Genomic DNA, 21,554 nt, shown 5'->3' with positions numbered 1-21,554 from the left:
GCGCCCAGGCGTCGCCCTCTGACCTTGCATTGACAGGCGAACTGCCTGAGGCTGTGGCCCGGAGCAACCCCCTATGATTCGAACTGCCTTGATCGCTAAGGCCGGCGCGTACCTGATCGCGACGCTGATGATGTTTTATGGAGAGACAAGCATGGCAAGCAGCCTGAGATTGGCGGACCCCGCGGAACTGGCCGGGCACTGGCAACTGTCGCAGCCGGCGCAACCTGCCAACCACTGTGTCCTGGACCTCGAGCAGAACGGCACGCTGGGCGCCGGCGCCGAGTGTTTTTCCGCCTGGCTGGGCGATGCGGCCATTGGCTGGTTTCCCGAGCCGGACGGTATTGCCGTGACGGGCAAAGAGGGTTCGAAGATCATCTTTCTAAGTCGCCAGAAAGAAGGCTTATATCAAGGCACTTTGAAATCAGGCATCACGATTATATTGCAGCGCGCACCCTGAGTTATCGCGGCTGTATGCATCTTTAAATGTATCTGTATGGATAAGCGTATAAGGCAGCGCCATATACGCGATGTCCTTCGTTCGATTAAAGACAACTAAATAACTAGAACTCCGTTTCGTCTGACGGTAGAGTTCTTTCGCCTGTCCGCCGCAATAAATCCAATAATGTCCCGACTCAAGTACGGGCGGTTTATTTGTCCTGCGCCCCTGGCACGGGATATTACAGCTCAGGAAAGACCAATGAAGATGGCGAAGACCACTGCACCGCTGTTCAAGGCACTGGGCGATTACAAAGGCATTCTGATCAGCGTCGGGTGTTTCACCGCCCTGATCAACGTGCTGATGCTGGTCCCCTCGATCTACATGCTCCAGGTCTACGACCGGGTACTTTCCTCGCAGAACGAAACCACCCTGGCGATGCTGTCGCTGATGGTGGTCGGGTTCTTCGCGTTCATCGGCCTGCTGGAGGTGGTGCGCAGCTTCATCGTCATCCGCATCGGCAGCCAGCTGGAGCGGCGTTTCAACCTGCGGGTCTACCAGGCGGCGTTCGAGCGCAACCTGTTTCGCGGCGAAGGCCACGCCGGGCAGTCCCTGGGCGACCTGACCCATATCCGCCAGTTCGTCACCGGTCCTGCGCTGTTCGCGTTCTTCGACGCGCCCTGGTTCCCCATCTACCTGTTCGTGATCTTCCTGTTCAATACCTGGCTGGGGGTGTTCGCCACCGCGGGCGCGGTCTTGCTGATCGCCCTGGCGTACCTCAATGAGGCCATGACCAAGAAGCCTCTGGGCGAGGCCAGCGGTTATTCGCAGAAGTCCACGCAACTGGCCACCAGCCATCTGCACAACGCCGAGACCATCCAGGCCATGGGCATGCTCGGCGCGCTGCGCAAGCGCTGGTTCGAGGTGCATTCGCGCTTTCTCGGCCTGCAGAACCAGGCCAGCGACACCGGCGCGGTCATCAGCTCGCTGAGCAAGACCCTGCGCCTGTGCCTGCAATCGCTGGTGCTGGGCCTGGGCGCCTTGCTGGTGATCAAGGGCGACATGACCGCCGGGATGATGATCGCCGGCTCGATCCTGATGGGCCGGGTGCTGAGCCCGATCGACCAGTTGATCGCCGTGTGGAAGCAGTGGAGTTCCGCCAAGCTGGCCTACCAGCGCCTGGACTCGCTGCTGCAGGCCTTCCCGCCGAGCGACACGGCGATGTCGCTGCCGGCGCCCAAGGGCCAGGTGAGCTTCGAGCAGGTCAGCGCCGGCCCGCCGGGCAAGCGCATGGCGACCTTGCAGCAAGTCAGTTTCAACCTCGGCGCGGGGGAGGTGCTGGGGGTGCTCGGCGCTTCCGGCTCCGGCAAATCCACCCTGGCCCGGGTGCTGGTGGGCGTATGGCCGACCCTGGCCGGCACCGTGCGCCTGGACGGCGCCGATATCCATCGCTGGAACCGCAACGAACTGGGGCCTCACATCGGTTATCTGCCCCAGGACATCGAGCTGTTTTCCGGGAGCATCGCCGAGAACATCGCGCGCTTTCAGGAGGCCGACCCGCAGCAGGTGGTACAGGCTGCGCAACAGGCTGGCGTGCACGAACTGATCCTGCGCCTGCCCCAGGGCTACGACACCCTGCTGGGCGATGACGGCAGCGGCCTGTCCGGCGGCCAGAAGCAGCGCGTGGCCCTGGCCCGGGCACTGTATGGCCAGCCGCGGCTGGTGGTGCTCGACGAGCCGAACTCCAACCTCGACACCGTGGGCGAAAGCGCCCTGGCGTCGGCCATCGCGCAAATGAAGGTCCAGGGCACCAGCGTGATCCTGGTCACCCATCGTTCCTCGGCGCTGGCCCAGGCCGACAAGCTGCTGGTGCTCAACGAAGGGCGCCTGCAGGCCTTCGGCCCGAGCCAGGAAGTGCTCAAGGCGCTGTCCAGTGGTGCCCAGGCCCAGGCGCAAAACCAAAACCAGGCCCAAAACCAGGAACAGCAGCAGCGGGAAAAAACCTCGGCCCCGACGGCCCCGGTCGGCTTGAGCATGAGCCGCCAGTATCAGGCCCCGACACGGAACCCAGGCGCATGAGCAAGGACAGCGAAATGATGATCGAACAAGGTTACGCGCCGGAGCGTCCCGAGCGCGATGCGCGGTTTTTCGCGCGCATGGGCTGGGTGCTGGCGCTGGCCGGCGCCGGCAGCTTTTTTCTCTGGGCGGCCCTGGCGCCGCTGGACCAGGGCATCCCGGTGCAAGGCACGGTGGTGGTCTCGGGCAAGCGCAAGGCCGTGCAATCCATGAGCGGCGGGGTGGTCAGCCGGATCCTGGTGCGCGAAGGCGAGGCGGTGAAGCAGGGCCAGCCGCTGTTCCGCCTGGACCAGACCCAGGTCGAAGCCGATGTGCAGTCGCTGCAGGCGCAGTACCGCATGGCCTGGGCCAGCCTGGCGCGCTGGCAGAGCGAGCGCGACAACCTCAAGCAGGTGAATTTCCCCGAGGCCCTGAGCGCCGATCCCGATCCACGCCTGGCCCTGGTGCTGGAAGGCCAGCGGCAACTGTTCAGCAGCCGCCGCGAAGCCTTCGCCCGCGAGCAGGCCGGGATCCGCGCCAATATCGAAGGCGCCACCGCGCAACTGGCCGGGATGCGCCGCGCGCGTACCGACCTCAACAACCAGGCCGAGTCCCTGCGCCAGCAGCTGGCCAACCTGCAACCCCTGGCGGATAACGGCTACATCCCGCGCAATCGCCTGATGGAATACCAGCGCCAGCTGTCCCAGGTGCAGCAGGAACTGGCGCAGAACACCGGCGAAAGCGGGCGGGTGGAGCAGGGCATTCTCGAGTCGCGGCTCAAGTTGCAGCAGCACAGCGAGGAATATCAGAAGGAAGTGCGCAGCCAGTTGGCCGAAGCCCAGCTGAAAAGCCTGACCCTGGAACAGCAACTGACCTCGGCCGGTTTCGACCTGCAGCACAGCGAAATCCTCGCCCCGGCCGACGGCATCGCGGTCAACCTCGGGGTGCACACCGAAGGCGCCGTGGTGCGCCCCGGGGAAAACCTGTTGGAGATCGTGCCCCAGGGCACTCGCCTGGAAGTGGAAGGGCACCTGCCGGTGAACCTGATCGACAAGGTCGGCAGCCACCTGCCGGTGGACATCCTGTTCACCGCCTTCAATCAAAGCCGCACGCCGCGGGTGTCCGGCGAGGTCAGCCTGATCTCCGCCGACCAGATGGTCGATGAAAAGACCGGCGTGCCGTACTACGTGCTGCGCAGCAGCGTCAGCGACCAGGCCATGGAAAAACTCAATGGCCTGGTGATCAAGCCGGGCATGCCGGCGGAGATGTTCGTCCGCACCGGCGAGCGCTCGCTGCTCAACTATCTGTTCAAACCCCTGCTCGACCGGGCGGGTTCCGCATTGACCGAGGAATAAGGATGTTCCGTCGCATGAGTCAGTTTTCCATCTTCGGAGCCACAGTTGCTTTACTGGTATGCACCCACGCCCAGGCCATGGGGCCGTTCCAGGTCTACGAACAGGCCCTGCGCAACGACCCGGTATTCCTCGGTGCGATCAAGGAGCGCGATGCCGGCCTGGAGAACCGCATCATCGGCCGCGCCGGGCTGTTGCCGAAACTCAACTACAGCTACAACAAGGGCCGCAACGACTCCCAGGCCACCGTGCCCGACGGCCGCGGCGGCACCAGCCACGATAACCGCAACTACGACAGCTACGGCTCCACCTTCACCCTGCAACAGCCACTGATCGACTACGAGGCCTATGCCTCCTACCGCAAGGGTGTGGCCCAGGCGCTGTTCGCCGACGAGAACTTTCGTGGCAAGAGCCAGGAGCTGCTGGTACGGGTGCTGACCTACTACACCCAGGCGCTGTTTGCCCAGGACCAGATCGAGATCGCCCAGGCCAAGAAGAAGGCCTTCGAGCAGCAGTTCCAGCAGAACGAGCACATGTTTCGCCAGGGTGAGGGCACCCGCACCGACATCCTCGAAGCGGAGTCGCGCTATGAATTGGCCACCGCCGAGGAGATCGAGGCCCGCGACGAGCAGGACGCGGCGCTGCGCGAACTGGGCGCGCTGATCGGCGTGCCGACCGTGGACATCCGCGAACTCGACCCGCTGCGCGAGCGCTTCGAGTCCTTCACCCTGTCGCCGGCCAACTACGACGCCTGGCATGAACTGGCGATCAGCAACAACCCGAACCTGGCCTCCCAGCGCCAGGCCGTGGAAGTGGCGCGTTACGAGATAGAGCGCAACCGCGCCGGCCATCTGCCGCGGCTCAGCGCCTATGCCACCTCGCGCCGGGTCGAGTCGGAAAGCGGCAACACCTACAACCAGCGCTACGACACCAACACCATCGGCATCGAAATCAGCATGCCGCTGTACGCCGGTGGCGGTGTCTCGGCGGCCACCCGCCAGGCCAGCCGCACGATGGAGCAGGCCGAGTACGAACTGGATTCGCAGACCCGCACCACCCTGATCGAGCTGCGGCGCCAGTTCAGCGCCTGTCTGTCCGGGGTCAGCAAGCTGCGCGCTTATCAGAAAGCGCTGACCTCGGCCGAGGCCCTGGTGGTCTCGACCAAGCAGAGCATCCTCGGCGGCGAACGGGTCAACCTCGACGCGCTGAACGCCGAGCAACAGCTGTACACCACGCGCCGCGACCTGGCGCAGGCCCGTTACGACTATCTGATGGCCTGGACCAAGTTGCACTACTACGCAGGCACCCTGCGTGAAGACGACCTGGCCCGGGTCGACGAAGCCTTCAGGCCCGGCTCATGAACTGACAAACAAGGCGGCCGCGGGCGGCCCGACCTGACATTTTCGACAAAAACAAAAAACGAGAAGTCATCACATGGATAGACGTTTTTATCAGCTCAAGGCGCTGAGTCGCCGCTCGTTGCTCGCCTGTTCCACGCTGTCGGCGGTGGCACTGCCCGGCTTGGTCCAGGCGCAGTACCAGGAAACCGGCCAGTTGGGGGTGCCGGCCAGCTGGCAATCGGCCGAGTACACCCAGGACTGGGGCCTGGAACGCATGCGCGCCAGTTCCGCCTATGCCGCCGGCATCACCGGCAGCGGGGTGAAGATCGGCGCCCTCGACTCGGGCTTCGACGCCAGCCATGGCGAAGCCTCGCCGGAGCGCTTCCACGGGGTCACCGCCAGCGGCAGCTACGTCGACGGCACGCCGTTCAGCGTCTCCGGGGTGCTCAACGGCAACAACGACAGCCATGGCACCCATGTCACCGGCACCATGGGCGCGGCCCGCGACGGCGTTGGCATGCACGGCGTGGCCTTCAATGCCCAGGTCTACGTGGGCAACACCAACAAGAACGACAGTTTCCTGTTCGGCCCGACCCCGGACCCGCAGTATTTCAAGGCGGTGTACGGCGCCCTGGCGGATGCCGGGGTGCGCGCCATCAACAACAGTTGGGGCAGCCAGCCGCCGGGTGTCAGCTACCAGACCCTGGGCGATTTGCACGTCGCCTATGCCCAGCACTATGGCCAGGGCACCTGGCTGGACGCGGCCGCCGAGGTCTCGCGCCAGGGTGTGGTCAACGTGTTCAGCGCCGGCAACAGCGGTTACGCCAACGCCAGCGTGCGCGCGGCGCTGCCGTACTTCCAGCCGGAGCTGGAAGGCCACTGGCTGGCGGTGTCCGGCCTGGATGCGAACAACCAGCAGCGCTACAACCAGTGCGGCATCGCCAAGTACTGGTGCGTGGCCGCGCCCGGGCGGCTGATCTCCAGCACCGTGCCCGGCGGCGGTTACGCCACCAAGTCCGGCACCTCGATGGCCGCGCCCCACGCCACGGGCGCGCTGGCCCTGGTGATGGAGCGTTATCCCTACCTGAATAACCAGCAGGCCCTGGAGGTGCTGCTGACCACCGCCACCCAGCTGGACGGTTCGATCACCGAGGCGCCCACCAGCCTGGTCGGCTGGGGCGTGCCCAACCTGGAGCGGGCCATGCACGGCCCCGGGCAGTTGCTGGGGGCGTTCAATGCCAACCTGGGGGCCGGGCAGGGCGATGTCTGGAGTAACGACATCTCGGACAAGGCGCTGCTGCAGCGCCAGGGCGAAGACGCCGCCGAGCACGCGGCCTGGCAACAGACCCTGAAGGACAAGGGCTGGGAAAACGGCCTGGGCGCCGGCGCCAGCCAGCAGGACAAGACCGACTACGCCATCGGCATGGCCCGCGACGCGGCCGCCGCGCAGCGGGTGTACGAGGGCAGCCTGATCAAGTCCGGCGCCGGCTGGCTGGTGCTCAGCGGCAACAACAGCTATCGCGGTGCGACCACGGTCAATGGCGGCTTGCTGACAGTCAATGGCTCACTGGCCTCCAGTGTCACGGTCAATGACGGCGGCACCCTCGGCGGTTCCGGACGGATCGGCGCGCTGCTGGCCAACAGCGGCGCCACCGTGGCGCCGGGCAACTCCATCGGCACCTTGCAGGTGGCGGGGGACGTGACCTTCCAGCCGGGCTCGACCTATGCCGTGGAGCTGTCGCCCACCAGCAGCGACCGCATCGTCGCTGGCGGCAAGGCCACCCTCAACGGCGCCGGGGTCACCCTGGCCCTGGAAAACAGCCCGCAGCTGCTCAGCCTGCAACAGACGCAAAGCCTGATCGGCAGCCAGTACCAGATCCTCCAGGCGGCGAACGGCATCGACGGCCGCTTCGGCTCGGTGGAGCCGAACTACCTGTTCCTCGGCGGCAGCCTCGATTATTCGGCCAGCGGCGTACAGCTGAGCATCGGGCGTAACGCCACCTCGTTCGCCAGTGTCGGCCTGACCCCGAACCAGCGCTCGGTGGCCGCCGCCGCCGAGCAACTGGGGGCCGGTAACCCGGTGTATGAAAGCCTGCTGCGCTCGCCGAGCGCCGGCGTGGCGCAACAGGCGTTCCAGCAGCTGTCCGGGGAAATCTACCCGGCGTTGGGCTCGATGCTGCTCAACGACAGCCGTCAGCTGCGCGATGCGGTCGGCGAGCGTCTGCAGGTCCCGGGCGCGGTGGTGCAGAGCGAGGGCAACCTCTGGCTCAAGGTGCTGGGCGCCTGGGGCAAGAACGACGGCAGCCACGACACCGAGGGCTACAACACGTCCATCGGCGGGTTGCTGCTGGGGGCCGATGGCGCGCTCAGCGACAGCACGCGCCTGGGCGCCTTCGCCGGCTACAGCGACAGCTCCCTGAGCATGGGCGGCGGCACTCATTCCAAGGCCTCAGTGGACAGCTATCACCTGGGCACCTACCTCGGCCACGAGCTGGGCGCCTGGCGCCTGAGCGCGGGCGCGGCGCACAGCTGGCATCGCGCCGACGTCAAGCGCGACCTGCAGTTCGGCGAAGTCAGCGGCAAGCAGAAAGCCAAGGTCGATGCCCGCACCAGCCAGGTCTTCGGCGAGGCGGCTTATCGCCTCGACCTGCCGGCGCTGGCCCTGGAGCCGTTCGCCAACCTGGCCTACGTGCACCTGCACCGCGACAGCTTCAGCGAGAAGGGCGACGCCGCGGCGTTGAAAGGCGGCAGCGACAGCCGTGAAGCCGCACTCAGCACCCTCGGCCTGCGCGCCCTGAAAAGCCTCGAGCTGTCCGGGCAAACCCGCCTGGACCTTTCCGGCTCCCTGGGCTGGCAGCACAACCTGAGCAACACCCGGGCCGAGGAACACCTGGCCTTTGCGTCCGGCGGCACGCCGTTCAGCGTTGAAAGCACCTCGCTGCCGCGCAATGCCGCGCTGGTCGGCGCCCATGCCAGCCTGGCGCTGAGCCGCGACCTGCGCCTGAGCCTGGATTACAACGGCCAACTGGCCAGCCGCGAGAAGAACCACGGGGCAGGGCTGAGCCTGAACTGGCAGTTCTGACCCGGCTCCCGAGACCGCCGTGCTGACGCGAGGTCGCGTCGGCACGACAGCCGCTATCGGCACAGCACGGCTCGCCGTTGACGGGCCGGCTGTTCGGTAAAACCAGCCGCGCCGGGTCTGGCGCGGTGTTTCTAGCAAGGCAACTTTTTCTAGTAAGGCAACTATTTCTAGTAAGGCAACTAAGGAAGGTACCGATGAAATACAGATTTACGGGGGCTGCTCCGGCGGCCAACAGCCTGGTGCGCGCCTCCTGCGGCGCTTTGATCTGTGGCCTGGCCGTGGCGGGTAACGCCCAGGCCGCGCCTTATGTCGAAAGCGGCCAGCCGGGCGATCCCGGCAGTTGGCGCAGTGCCGAGTTCAACGCCGAATGGGGCCTGGGGGCGATCCATGCCGAGCAGGCGTATGCCGCCGGCTATACCGGCAAGGGCGTCAAGCTGGGGATCTTCGACCAGCCGGTGTATGCCCAGCACCCGGAATTCAGCGGCAGCAACAAGGTGATCACCCTGGTCACCAGCGGCATCCGCGAATACACCGACCCTTACATTCCGGTCAAAGCCGGCGATGCCTTCCGTTATGACGGCACGCCCTCGGTGGGCTCCGACGGCAAGCTCGGCTCCCACGGCACCCACGTCGGCGGGATCGCCGCCGGCAGCCGCGACGGCGGGCCGATGCATGGCGTGGCCTTCGACGCGCAGATCATCAGCGCCGAAAACGGCGACCCGGGCCCCGAGGACGGGATCATTCTCGGCAACGACGGCGCAGTCTACCGGGCCGGCTGGGATGCCCTGGTGAACAGCGGCGCGCGGATCATCAACAACAGCTGGGGCATCGGCATCACCGACCGCTTCGACCAGGGCGGTCGCGACCCGGCCTTTCCGCATTTCACCGTGCAGGACGCGCAGTTGCAGTTCGACCAGATCCAGCCGCTGCTGGGCACCCGCCAGGGTGGCGCCTACAGCGGGGCGATCGACGCCGCTCGCAGCGGCGTGCTGACCATCTTCGCCGCCGGTAACGACTACAACCTGAACAACCCGGACGCCATCGCCGGCCTGGCCTATTTCGTGCCGGAAATCGCGCCGAACTGGATGACGGTAGCGGCCTTGCAGGTGAACCCGGATACCGCCAGCCCCAATCCCTACACCCTCAGTACCTTTTCCTCGCGCTGCGGCTACACCGCGAGCTTCTGCGTCTCGGCGCCGGGTACACGGGTCTACAGTGCGGTGATCGGCGGCACCAACCTCGACGACATGACCATCGGCTACGCCAACAAGAGCGGCACCTCGATGGCCGCGCCCCATGTGGCGGGCGCGGCGGCGGTGCTGATGGAGCGCTTTCCCTACATGAGCGCTTCGCAGATCGCCACGGTGCTCAGGACCACCGCCACCGACATGGGCGATCCGGGCATCGACGCGCTGTACGGCTGGGGCATGATCAACCTGCAAAAGGGCATTGACGGTCCGGGCATGTTCGTCACCGAGGCGGACATTCCCCAGGAGTTCCGTGTCGAAGGCGCCTACGGCTCCGGCCAGTTCGTGGTCGACCTGCCCGGCATCGGCGCCGTGGTGGATGCCGGCAAACCCACCGAGCGCCTGTGCACTGGCCTGTCTTGCGGGCTGGATGTCTGGCGCAACGACATTTCCGGACACGGTGGCCTGACCAAGCAGGGCATCGGCACCCTGGTGCTGACCGGCAACAACAGCTACAGCGGCCCGACCCTGGTCAATCAGGGACGCCTGGCCATCAACGGTTCGCTGGCCTCGGCGGTGACGGTCAATGACAGCGGCATTCTCGGCGGCAACGGGCGCATCGCCGCGCTGACCGCCAACCGCGGCGGTACCGTGGCGCCGGGCAACTCGATCGGCACCTTGCAGGTGGCGGGCGACGTGACCCTGCAACCGGGTTCGACCTACGCGGTGGAGCTGTCGCCGACCAGCAGCGACCAGATAGTCGCTGGCGGCAAGGCCACCGTCGAAGGGGCCAACGTGACCCTGGCCCTGGAGAACAGCCCGACTCTGCTCAGTGCCCGCGAGGCGCAAAGCCTGCTCGGCCGGCAATACAACATCCTGCAGGCGGCCGGTGGCATCGAAGGCCGTTTCGGTTCGGTGGCGCCGAACTACCTGTTCATAGGTGGCAGCCTCGATTACTCGGCCACCGGCGTGCAGTTGCAGGTCGCGCGTAACGCCACGTCCTTCAGCGACGTCGGCCTGACCCCGAACCAGCGTTCCGTGGCGGCCGCCGCCGAGCGACTGGGGGCGGGCAATCCGGTGTACGAAAGCCTGCTGCTGTCGGAGAACGCCGCCAGCGCGCAACAGGCCTTCCAGCAACTGACCGGGGAGATCCATCCGGCCATCGGCACGCTGCTGATCAACGACAGCCGCCAGCTGCGCGATGCGGTGGGCGACCGTCTGCGTCAGGACGGCCTGCTCGATTCGACGGCGCCCGCGGCCAGCGACAACAACGTATGGTTCAAGGTGCTGGGGGCCTGGGGCAAGGCCGATGGCGGTTATGACCATGCCAACTACACCACTTCGATCGGCGGCCTGCTCGCCGGGGTCGATGGCTTGATCGCCGAAGACACCCGTCTCGGCCTGTTCACCGGCTACAGCGACAGTTCCCTGAGCATGGGCGACGGCACCCATTCCTCGGCCTCGGTGGACAGCTATCACCTGGGTGCCTACCTGGGCCATCAGCTGGATGCCGTGCGCCTGAGCGTCGGCGGTTCCTACAGCTGGCATCGCATCGATGTGAAGCGCGACCTGCAATACGGCGAGTTCTCCGACCGGCAGAAGGTCAAGCGCGACGCCCAGACCGCCCAGTTGTTCACTGAAGCAGCATGGCAAGTGGCGCTGCCGGGTGTGGCGCTGGAGCCCTTCGTCAACCTGGCCTACGTGCATGTGGGCAGCGACAGCTTCCGCGAAAAAGGCGGGGCCACCGCCCTGCGTAGTGGCGATGACAACCGCGACGCGGTGCTCTCGACCCTCGGCCTGCGGGCCAGCAAACGCTTCGCCCTGTCCGATGCCCGACAGCTGGAACTGGCCGGCACCCTCGGCTGGCAGCACAACCTGAGCGACACCAATTCGGACCAGCACCTGGCTTTTGCCAATGGTGGTTCGTTCAACATACAGAGCGTTGCGCTGGACCGTAACGCCGCTGTGGTCGGGGCGCGCGCCGGCCTGTTGCTGGGGCGCGATACCCGGGTAAACCTGGACTACAACGGCCTGCTGGGTTCTCGGGACAAGAGTCACGGGGTCGGCCTGACCCTGGACTGGCAGTTCTGAGGCCTGCGGGCCAATGACCATAAGAGTGAGACACAACATGGGTGTATTCGATTACCGGAATTTCAAGGGCGAGGCGGGCAAGGCGCTGTACAGCGATGCCCTGGCGTTGACGCTCTACGCCTACACGCCCACCGGGCAGCCGCTGGCGTCGGGCTGGACGGCGATTGGTGCCGAGCGGCTGGGGTATCAGGGCAAGGTCGGGCCCCAGGGCACCTTCTTCGGCGAGCAGCCAGGCTTCACCAGCGCCGAAGTGGAAGTGCTGGGGCGTTATGACGAGGCCGGCAAGCTGCTGTCGATCGGCATCGCCTTTCGCGGCACTGGCGGCCTGGGTTTGGGCGATACCCTGGGCGACATCAAGAACAACCTGCTGGCGGCGCTCGGGCCGGTGGGTTACGCGGCGAACTACAGCAAGAATGCCTTCGACAAGCTGTTCGCCAGTGTCGCCGAGTTCGCCAAGGCCCAGGGCCTGAGCGGCCAGGATGTACTGGTCAGCGGCCACAGCCTGGGCGGCCTGGGGGTCAACAGCCTGGCCGAGCTGAGCGGCGAGCACTGGGGCGGTTTCTACGCCGACGCCCGCTATGTGGCGTTCGCCTCGCCGACCCAGGGCCCGGGGGACAAGGTGCTGAACATCGGCTACGAAAACGATCCGGTGTTCAGGGTGCTCGACGGCACCACCTTCAACGCTTCGTCCCTGGGCAGCCACGACAAGGTCCAGGCGTCGGCGACCAACAACATCGTCAACTTCAACGAGCACTACGCGTCGACCCTGGAGAACCTGCTGCCGCAGAGCATCCTCAACCCGCTGTCGTGGAAGGCCCACGGTTCCGCGGGTTACGCCGATGGCTTGAACCGGGTGGTGGATTCGGCGTTCTACGACCTGACCAGCAAGGACTCGACCCTGATCGTTTCCACTTTGTCCGAGGCCAGTCGGGGCAAGACCTGGGTCGAGGACCTCAACCGCAACGCCGAACCGCACAAGGGCAGCACCTTTATCTTCGGCACCGACGGCAGCGACCTGCTCAAGGGCGGGCGCGGCAACGACTTCATCGAGGGCCGCGACGGCAACGACACCTTCCGCGACGACGGTGGCTACAACATCCTGCTGGGCGGCAAGGGGCATAACGTCTTCGACCTGCAGCAGTCGCTGGGCAAGTTCAGCGTGGTCAACGATGGTGACGGCACCCTGTACGTGCGCGATGCCTACGGCGGCATCAGCATGACCCGCGATATCGGCGCGCTGGTGAGCAAGGAGCCGGGTTTCGCCTGGGGCCTGTTCAGCAAGGAAGTGACCCACAGCGTGACCGACCAGGGCCTGCTGGCCGGCAACCAGCTGACCCACTACAACCACTCGCTCAATGGCGACGCCTACGGCAATGCGCTGGTGGCCAGCGTCGACGGCGACTGGCTGTTCGGTCACGGCGGCGACGATGTGCTGCGCAGCGACAAGAGCGACGTGACCTTTGTCGGCGGCGCCGGCAACGACGTCATGTACTCCAGCGGCGGCGGGGCCAACACCTTCCTGTTCAGCGGCGCCTTCGGCTTCGACGCGATCCATGGCTACCAGGGCAGCGACAAGCTGGTGTTCATGGGCGTGGCGGGCGCGGGGCAGGGCTACGACTACACGCAGCACCTGTCACAGAGCGGCCAGGACACCTTGCTCAGCGTCGGCGACTACGCCGTCACGCTGGTCGGGGTCGCGCCGGACAGCCTTTCCGCAGGGGGGATCGTCTTCGCCTAGATAAAAAACGCAAGGAGGCATTGCACTAAGGGCGGGGCGCCTGTTGAGGGCGTCCCGTCCGCGTGAGCTATCTCGAATAAAGTTCAACAACAAAGAGAGGCAATACCATGGGTGTGTATGACTACAAAAACCTCGGCACAGAAGATTCAAAGGCGCTGTTTTCCGATGCGCTGGCGATCACGCTGTATTCCTACCACAACCTCGACAACGGTTTTTCCGCCGGCTATCAGCAGTACGGTTTCGGCCTCGGCCTGCCGGCGACCCTGGTCATGGGGCTGATCGGCAGCAGCGACTCGCAAGGGGTGATTCCGGGCGTGCCGTGGAACCCCGACTCGGAGAAAGCCGCGCTGGAGGCGGTGCAAAAGGCCGGCTGGACGCCGATCGGCGCTGCCCAGCTGGGCTACGACGGCAAGACCGACTTCAGGGGCACCTACTACGGGGAAAAGGCCGGCTACACCACGGCCCAGGCCGAAGTCCTCGGCAAGTACGACGACCAGGGCCACCTGACTTCCATCGGCATTGCCTTTCGCGGCACCAGCGGGCCCCGTGAATCGGTGATCGGCGACTCCATCGGCGATGTGATCAACGACCTGATGGCGGCGTTCGGTCCCAAGGACTATGCCAAGAACTACGCCGGCGAAGCCTTCGGCAAGCTGCTCGCCGATGTCGCGGCCTTCGCCCAGGCCAACGGCCTGACGGGCAAGGACATCCTGGTCAGCGGCCACAGCCTCGGCGGCCTGGCGGTCAACAGCCTGGCGGACCTGAGCGGCGATCACTGGTCGGGGTTCTACCAGGATGCCAGCTACGTCGCCTACGCCTCGCCGACCCAGAGCGCGGGGGACAAGGTGCTGAATATCGGCTACGAAAACGACCCGGTGTTCCGTGCCCTCGACGGCTCTTCGTTCAACCTGGCATCCCTCGGCGTGCATGACACGGCGCAGGAGTCGGCGACCAACAACATCGTCAGTTTCAACGACCATTACGCCTCGGCGGCCTGGAACCTGCTGCCGTTCTCCATCCTGAATGTCCCGACCTGGCTGTCGCACCTGCCCACCGGCTACGGCGACGGCATGACACGGATCCTCGAGTCGAAGTTCTACGACCTGACGAGCAAGGACTCGACCATCATCGTCGCCAACCTGTCGGACCCGGCGCGAGCCACCACCTGGGTCCAGGACCTCAACCGCAATGCCGAAACCCACAAGGGCAGCACCTTTATCATCGGCACCGACAGCAACGACCTGATCCAGGGCGGCCAGGGTAACGACTACCTGGAAGGCCGCGCCGGCAACGACACCTTCCGCGACGCCGGCGGCTACAACATCCTGCTGGGCGGGCAGGGCCACAACACCCTGGACCTGCAGCAGTCGGTGAAGAACTTCAGCTTCGCCAACGACGGCGCCGGCACCCTGTATGTGCGCGATGCCAATGGCGGCATCAGCATCACCCGCGATATCGGCGCGATCACCAGCAAGGAACCGGGGTTCCTCTGGGGCCTGTTCAAGGACGATGTGACCCACAGCGTCACCGACAAGGGCCTGCTGGCGGGGAGCAACCTGACCCAGTACGCCGCTTCGGTGAAGGGCGACGCTGCGGCCAATACCCTGACCGCCCACGCCGGCGGCGACTGGCTGTTCGGCCTGGACGGCGATGACCACCTGATCGGCGGCCAGGGTAACGATGTGCTGGTCGGTGGCGCGGGCAACGACCTGCTGCAGGCGGGCGGGGGCAGCAATACCTTGCTGTTCAGCGGCAACTTCGGCCAGGACCGGGTGCTGGGTTACCAGAGCAGCGACAAACTGGTGTTCCTCGGCGTTGCAGGCGTGGTCGCCAACGACGACTTCCGCGCCCACGCCAGCACCGTGGGCAACGATACCCTGCTGACCTTCGGCGGCGACTCGGTGACCCTGGTTGGTGTGAGCCTGGACAGCCTCAACGGCGCGAGCATTACCATCGCCTGAAGCCTGACCGCGCGGGGTGGCGATTTTTGCCTCGCGCGGTCACGGGTTTGCCTTTGTGTGTCCCTCGACCGCACTTCTTTCGCCAGAACCAAGGGTATTTGCCCAAAGGGTGACCCGCCAGCCTGGAAGTGACTCCAATACCTGCCCCCTGTGACACAGCGCTCGATAAAACATCGGCCTGTCGCCAGGCGGGTGGATGCCGCGTGCGCGCTCCGGGCCATTAAAGTCCGCGGGGGCTTGCGCGTTATCAAGGCAGGCAGTCGCTGCCGAGGCTCATTCAATGGCAACAGTGAACAGCAGGAGAAACACAAGGTGAGTGATAACCAGAGGTATGGCATCGGTTTGGCGCTGGTCCTGATGGCGGGCAGCGCAATGGCCGAGGACTTGCCTCAGCAGTCGATCCTCAAGCGCTACGGCGTGACCCCGGACCAGCTACCGGCCGCCGCGCAGGCCACCGAAAAAGCAGTGCAGCCCGAACCGGGCAGCCGCTTTCATATCGACGCGGAGCGGCCTTGGGCGAGCGTGACCTTGGGGGAGGGTAAAAAGCCTGAAACCACCGGCAATATCAGCATCGATAATGCGGCGGCCCGGGAGTTCGAGCGGTGTCAGCGGGTGCGTGGCGAACTGCAGAAGCGCGGGGAACAGCACTACATTTCCTGCGATAACAGCGTGCCGGGGCAGAATTCGGCACCCTGGTCGCCCTGAGGGCGACCGGGTTCGATCGGTCAGTCCTCTTGGCGGACGGTGGCGACATCGGCCGCCTTGATGCGGATTTTCTTGCCGGCGATGTCTTCGAATTCGTAGAACCCGTCGGCGGTCTTGGCGTTAGGCATGTCCTTGGTCAGGTATTGCGTGCCGTTCTGCAGCGTCACCACGGTTGGCGAGGCACAGCCGCCCAGTGCCAGGAAGGCTGCAACGGCCAACGGCAGGCCCAGGTATTTGACGTTCATAGACAAACCTCTCTTCATGAATCCCGTGAGTCCACCATGATTGGCGGCTCGCGACTATATGGCTATCCGCCCTTGGTGTGATTAACCGCAAGAAAGTTCTGCGGCCCCGTAAAAAAACCTGTAACGCCACTTATCCAATAGTGTTTGCCAGGGCAGGTCGGCAGCTGTTATCTGTATGCATAACCAGTATCAACCTCTTTGCGGCGCGCTTGTCCTGTGACTTCCAACCCTCTGGAAAACCCTCTTTATTACCTGCACAACTTTCAGCAGGTGCTGGCGTGGCTCAAGCTGCGCTACGCCGATGTGCTGTCACCCGAAGAGCGTAGCTTCATCGACGACTTCTCGGCGCTGGCCCAGCCATCCCAGGCCCTGCTGGTGCGCATGATCATGCGCAAAGGCTGCCATTTTCGCACGTCCCGGCTGGTCTATGAAGAAATCGGCGATACTCGCGCGGCCGTCGCGCCGCTGGTGCGCCTGGGCTGGGTCGACGAGCAGGCGCCGCTGACCCTGGAAGAACTGTTCAACCTGTTGCAGAAGGCGGAGATCCTCCAGGTTTTTCGCGCGCAAATCGAACAGCCGAAGGCTCGCAAGTCCGACTGGCTGGCCGACTTGGCGCCGTTGTTCGACGAGCCGCGGAGCCTGGGCCAGTGGTGCCCCGGGCTGGAAGACGGGGTATGCAGCCTGACGGTCATGGCGCTGTGCGACCGCCTGCGCCTGATGTTCTTCGGCAACCTGCACCAGGACTGGTCGGAGTTCGTGCTGGCCGACCTGGGCATCTTCACCTACGAAAAGGTCGAGTTTCGCGACGACGCCCGGGCGCTGCGCAGCCGCGCCGACGTCGAGGGTTTCCTGTACCTGGAGGACTGTCGGCAGCATTTTGAAAGCGGCGCGGCGCTGGAGGAGGTGCTGGCGAGCATCCAGGCGTTCGCCAGCGACAATCCCTGGTTGCAGCGGCGCCGGGCCAAGCTGCTGTTCCTGCTGGGGCAGCACTGCGAGCGGCTAGCCGAATGGCCGCTGGCGGCCGCCATCTACCAGGCCTGTGCCGATCCCGGGGCGAGAGCGCGGCTGATCCGCGTCTTCGAGCGCAGTGGCGATTACCCGCAGGCGCTGGCCCTGGCCGAGGCGGCGGTGCTGGCTCCGCACAACGCGGCCGAGCAGCAGCAACTGCTGCGCCTGCTGCCCAGGTTGCGGCGCAAGCTGGGCGGCCCGGCCACGCCGCGTGGCGGCACCCAGCCGACGCTGCGCCTGGACCTCAGCCTGCCGCGGGTCGATCCGGCGCTGTCGGTGGAGTTCCATGTGCAGGCCCATCTCCACGAGGAGCAGGCGCCGGTGCATTACGTGGAGAACAGCCTGATCAATTCGCTGTTCGGGCTGCTCTGCTGGCCGGCGATCTTCGCGCCGCTGCCCGGGGCGTTCTTCCACCCGTTCCAGCGCGGCCCGGCCGACCTGTTGAGCGAGGACTTCCACAGCCGTCGCGCCGAACTGTTCCAGGCCTGCCTGGCGGAACTGGATGACGGGCGTTATGCGCAGACCATCCGCCAGCGCTACCTCGACAAGTGGGGCGTGCAGTCGCCTTTCGTGTTCTGGGGCGCCCTCGACGAAGAATTGCTGGAGCAGGCACTGGCCTGCCTGCCGGCCGAGCACCTCAAGCACTGGTTCGAGCGCCTGCTGCAGGACATCAAGGCCAACCGCGCCGGCATGCCGGACCTGATCCAGTTCTGGCCGCAGCAGAAAACCTACCGGATGATCGAGGTCAAGGGTCCTGGCGACCGCCTGCAGGACAACCAGCTGCGCTGGCTGGAGTTCTGTCGGCAGCACCAGATGCCGGTGGCGGTCTGCTACGTGCAATGGGCGGAGCAGGACGGGTGAACTACCGCATCGCGGTACGGGCGCTGTGCGAATTTACCGCCAAGGTCGGCGACCTCGACCTGCGCTTCACCCCGTCGCCCACCGCGCTGGAGGGCATCCAGGGCCATCGCACGGTGGCGGCGCGGCGCAGCGCGAACTATCGGAGCGAGGTGCCCCTCGAAGGCAGCTTCGGCGCGTTGACGGTCAAGGGCAGGGCGGACGGCTACGACCCGGACGCCAACCTGCTGGAAGAGGTCAAGACCTACCGCGGCGACCTGGAGCGCATGCCGGCCAACCATCGCCAGCTGCATTGGGCCCAGGCGAAGATCTATGGCTGGCTGCTGTGCCAGCAGTTGCAGTTGAGCAGCATCCGCCTGGCGCTGGTGTACTTCGACATCCTCAGCGAGCGTGAGACGTCGCTGGTGGAAGAGCACGAGGCCGAGGCCCTGGAGCAGTTCTTCAACCAGCAATGCAGCCTGTTCCTGCAATGGGCCGAGCAGGAACTGGCCCACAGGCACGCCCGCGACCAGGCCATGGCGGCGCTGGGTTTTCCCCATCCCGACTTCCGCCCCGGGCAGCGCGCGCTGGCCGAGTCGGTGTACAAGGCGGTGAGCACCGGGCGCTGCCTGATGGCCCAGGCGCCGACCGGGATCGGCAAGACCCTGGGCACGGTGTTTCCCATGCTCAAGGCGATGCCGGGGCAGCAACTGGACAAGCTGTTCTTCCTCACCGCCAAGACCCCGGGACGCAAACTGGCGCTGGATGCCGCAGGGGTGCTGTTCGAGCGCAGCCCCGGGCTGCCGTTGCGGGTGCTGGAACTGGTGGCGCGGGACAAGGCCTGCGAGCACCCGGAACTGGCCTGTCATGGCGAGTCCTGCCCGCTGGCCAAGGGGTTCTACGACCGTCTGCCGGCGGTGCGGCAGGCGGCGAGCCAGCGATCCTTGCTGGACCAGCAGGCGCTGCGCGAGATCGCCCTGGCGCATGGGCTGTGCCCGTATTACCTGAGCCAGGAAATGGCCCGCTGGAGCGATCTGCTGGTGGCGGACTACAACTACTACTTCGATTTCAGCGCCTTGCTGTTCGGCCTGGCGCAGGCCAACCAATGGAAGGTCGCCGCGCTGGTGGACGAAGCGCATAACCTGGTGGAGCGCGGGCGCTCGATGTACAGCGCCAGCCTCGACCAGTACCAGTTGCACTGTGTGCGCCAGGCCGCTCCGGAGCCGCTGAAGAAGCCGCTGCAACGGCTCAACCGGGAATGGAATGCCCTGCACAAGGAACAGCTGCGGCCGTACCAGGCCTACGACCAGGCGCCGGCCCCGTTGCTCAAGGCGCTGTCGCTGTGTATTTCGGCGATCGGCGATTACCTGGGCGACCACCCGCAAGGGCTGGACAGCCGGTTGCAGGGCTTCTATTTCGATGCTCTGCAATTCGCCCGGGTGGCCGAACTGTTCGATGGGCAGTTCCTGTTCGATATCAGCAAGCGCGAACTCAACGCCCGGCGCAGCCTGTCCGAGCTGTGCCTGCGCAACGTGGTGCCGGCGGGGTTGCTGGCGCCGCGGCTGAGCGCGGCGCGCAGTACGGTGCTGTTCTCGGCGACCCTCAACCCCTGGCATTACTACCGCGACCTGCTGGGGCTGCCGGAAACCACGGTGTGGGTGGACGTGGAGTCGCCGTTCAGTGCCGCGCAGCTGGACGTGCACATCGTCAGCCGGATCTCCACCCGTTTCGCCCATCGCCAGGCGTCGCTGGCGCCCATCGTCGAGCTGATCGCCAGCCAGTTCCGCCAGCGCCCCGGCAACTACCTGGCGTTCTTCAGCAGCTTCGATTACCTGCAGCAGGTGGCCAGCCTGCTGGCCGAACATCATCCGGATATCCCTCTGTGGCAACAGTCGCGCGGGATGGATGAAGGGCAACGCCAGGGGTTTCTCGAGCGCTTCGACGCCGATGGCCAGGGGGTGGGGTTCGCCGTGCTGGGTGGGGCGTTCGGCGAGGGTATCGACCTGCCGGGTTCGCGGCTGATCGGCGCCTTTATCGCCACCCTCGGCCTGGCCCAGCTGAACCCGGTGAACGAGCAGCTGAAACGGCGCATGGCGGCGATTTTTGGCGCCGGTTACGACTACACCTACCTGTACCCCGGCCTGCAGAAGGTGGTGCAGGCCGCGGGCCGGGTGATTCGCAGCCAGCAGGACCGCGGCGTAGTGATGCTGATCGACGACCGGTTCGCCGAGCCCCGGGTCCGGCAATTGCTGCCGGGCTGGTGGTCGCTCGACGCCCCGGGCGACGAGGTGCTTCAGGGCGCCGGGTAGGCGGCGTCGCGGATCTCCCGGGTAAAGGCCCCCGACATGCCCTCGAAGGCGGTGTTGGTCAGCGCCACCACGGTCAGCCTGGCCTGCGGGTCGACAAACCAGCTGTGGCCGTAGGCGCCGCCCCATTGCAGGGTGCCCTTGGATTGCGGGGTGCCGGCCAGGGCCGGATCGTCCAGCACCGCCCAGCCGTAGCCGAAGCCCCAGCCCGGCCCTTGGGTCTGCGCCTGGGCGCCGACCTGGTCGGTCATCATCGCCTGCACGCTGCGGGCGGAAAGCAGCGGGCCGCCACCCTGGCGCAAGGTGTCGAGAAAACGCGCCACGTCCATGGCGGTACCGGCCATGCCGGCGCCACCGGAAGGGTAGGCGCGTGGGTCGAAGATCCGCTTGAGGGAGAACAGCGTGGTGCTTTCGCCGACCCGGATCGCCGCCTCGTCCTGCATCCGGCTCGGCCGCGGACGGTCATCGCGGTAAACCGCGCCGAGGCGGGCAGGGTCCTTGACCGAGAATGCGGTGTCGTTCATGTGCAAAGGCTGGGTGACCAGCTCCTCGGTCAGGGCTGGCAGGCTTTTGCCGCTGGCCTTTTCCAGCACGGCGCCGAGCACGTCGATGGCCATGGAATAGCGCCACTGCGTGCCCGGCGGATAACTCAAGGGCACGCTGGCAATGCGCTTCAGGTTGTCTTCGAGGCTTATGCCCGGCTCGGCCAGGCCATCCGACACCCCGGCCGTGCGATACGCCCCGTGCTCGGCCTCGAGAAAGCCATAGCTCAGGCCGGCGGTGTGGGTCAGCAATTGCTTGAGGGTGATCGGCGGGCGGGTGCCGTCGGCCAGCCTTGGGCGGAAATCCGGCAGCCATTGGCTGACCCTATCGTCCAGGGACAGCGTGCCCTGTTCCACCAGGCGCATGGCGACCACGGACACCATGGGCTTGGTGATAGAGGCCAGGCGCAGGATGGTGTCGCCGGTCATGGGCCGGGCCGCTTCCCGATCGGCGAAACCGGCGGCGCGCTGGTACACCACCTGGCCATCGCGCATCACCACCACCACGGTGCCGACGATCCGCTGTTCGCCGATGGCGCGTTCGATGGCCGTGTCCATGCGCCTGCCGAGTTCCTCGTCCGGCGTGGCGGCGCTGGCCAGCGAAGCACCGAGAGTGGCTGCCAGGGCGAGCAGGCCTTTATGGGGTCGATCCATGGGGGGAGCCTCTAT

13 protein-coding genes are annotated in these 21,554 nt (G+C 65.9%); 11 read left to right on the top strand and 2 right to left on the bottom strand.

Going from position 1 to position 21,554, the window contains the following annotated elements:
* Positions 1-73 precede the first annotated feature (73 nt).
* The 9 genes from BM019_RS21250 (at position 74) to BM019_RS21210 (ending at position 15,947) form a co-directional block, all read left to right on the top strand.
* Entirely contained in the window at positions 74-457 is a 384-nt protein-coding gene (locus BM019_RS21250) for an AprI/Inh family metalloprotease inhibitor (protein WP_009044073.1), read from the top strand.
* Positions 458-697: 240 nt separating this feature from the next.
* Positions 698-2,515 carry a type I secretion system permease/ATPase gene (locus BM019_RS21245; RefSeq protein ID WP_092419991.1) on the top strand — a complete coding sequence of 606 codons (1,818 nt, stop codon included), beginning with the start codon at positions 698-700 and terminating at the stop codon, positions 2,513-2,515.
* Positions 2,512-3,846, top strand: coding sequence for an HlyD family type I secretion periplasmic adaptor subunit (locus BM019_RS21240; protein ID WP_037004756.1), 1,335 nt, complete (start codon positions 2,512-2,514; stop codon positions 3,844-3,846). Before BM019_RS21245 ends, BM019_RS21240 begins: the two co-directional genes overlap by 4 nt.
* A 2-nt stretch (positions 3,847-3,848) precedes the next feature.
* Positions 3,849-5,204: a TolC family outer membrane protein gene (locus BM019_RS21235; protein ID WP_009044070.1), complete on the top strand. Its 1,356-nt coding sequence runs from the start codon at positions 3,849-3,851 to the stop codon at positions 5,202-5,204.
* Positions 5,205-5,277: 73 nt separating this feature from the next.
* Complete coding sequence (locus tag BM019_RS21230; RefSeq protein ID WP_092419986.1) at positions 5,278-8,265, top strand: autotransporter serine peptidase EprS; 2,988 nt, start codon at positions 5,278-5,280, stop codon at positions 8,263-8,265.
* 194 nt (positions 8,266-8,459) lie between these two features.
* On the top strand, positions 8,460-11,543 hold the full coding sequence (locus tag BM019_RS21225; protein ID WP_092419983.1) for an autotransporter serine protease: 3,084 nt from the start codon (positions 8,460-8,462) through the stop codon (positions 11,541-11,543).
* Positions 11,544-11,580: 37 nt separating this feature from the next.
* Complete coding sequence (locus BM019_RS21220) at positions 11,581-13,281, top strand: polyurethane esterase (RefSeq protein ID WP_092419980.1); 1,701 nt, start codon at positions 11,581-11,583, stop codon at positions 13,279-13,281.
* 107 nt (positions 13,282-13,388) lie between these two features.
* Positions 13,389-15,242, top strand: coding sequence for a polyurethane esterase (locus BM019_RS21215; protein ID WP_092419977.1), 1,854 nt, complete (start codon positions 13,389-13,391; stop codon positions 15,240-15,242).
* 312 nt (positions 15,243-15,554) lie between these two features.
* A complete protein-coding gene (locus BM019_RS21210; protein WP_085530737.1) occupies positions 15,555-15,947 on the top strand; it encodes a hypothetical protein in 393 nt (130 codons plus the stop codon).
* 20 nt (positions 15,948-15,967) lie between these two features.
* Here the strand turns inward: BM019_RS21210 and BM019_RS21205 are convergent, their stop codons facing one another.
* Entirely contained in the window at positions 15,968-16,192 is a 225-nt protein-coding gene (locus BM019_RS21205) for a YgdI/YgdR family lipoprotein (RefSeq protein ID WP_007922767.1), read from the bottom strand.
* 216 nt (positions 16,193-16,408) lie between these two features.
* On the opposite strand from BM019_RS21205, the gene BM019_RS21200 reads away from it, so the two are divergent.
* Positions 16,409-18,061, top strand: coding sequence for a VRR-NUC domain-containing protein (locus tag BM019_RS21200; RefSeq protein ID WP_092419974.1), 1,653 nt, complete (start codon positions 16,409-16,411; stop codon positions 18,059-18,061).
* On the top strand, positions 18,058-20,346 hold the full coding sequence (locus BM019_RS21195; RefSeq protein WP_092419971.1) for an ATP-dependent DNA helicase: 2,289 nt from the start codon (positions 18,058-18,060) through the stop codon (positions 20,344-20,346). The genes BM019_RS21200 and BM019_RS21195 overlap by 4 nt, the downstream gene beginning before the upstream one ends.
* Here BM019_RS21195 and BM019_RS21190 read toward each other — a convergent pair.
* Positions 20,331-21,539: a serine hydrolase domain-containing protein gene (locus tag BM019_RS21190; protein WP_092419968.1), complete on the bottom strand. Its 1,209-nt coding sequence runs from the start codon at positions 21,537-21,539 to the stop codon at positions 20,331-20,333. The genes BM019_RS21195 and BM019_RS21190 overlap by 16 nt on opposite strands.
* Positions 21,540-21,554 lie beyond the last annotated feature (15 nt).

This window comes from Pseudomonas sp. NFPP07, assembly GCF_900115645.1.
Classification (GTDB): domain Bacteria; phylum Pseudomonadota; class Gammaproteobacteria; order Pseudomonadales; family Pseudomonadaceae; genus Aquipseudomonas; species Aquipseudomonas chlororaphis.
Note: the sequence above shows the minus strand (reverse complement) of the source record. Positions and strands in the feature narration are given on the sequence as shown.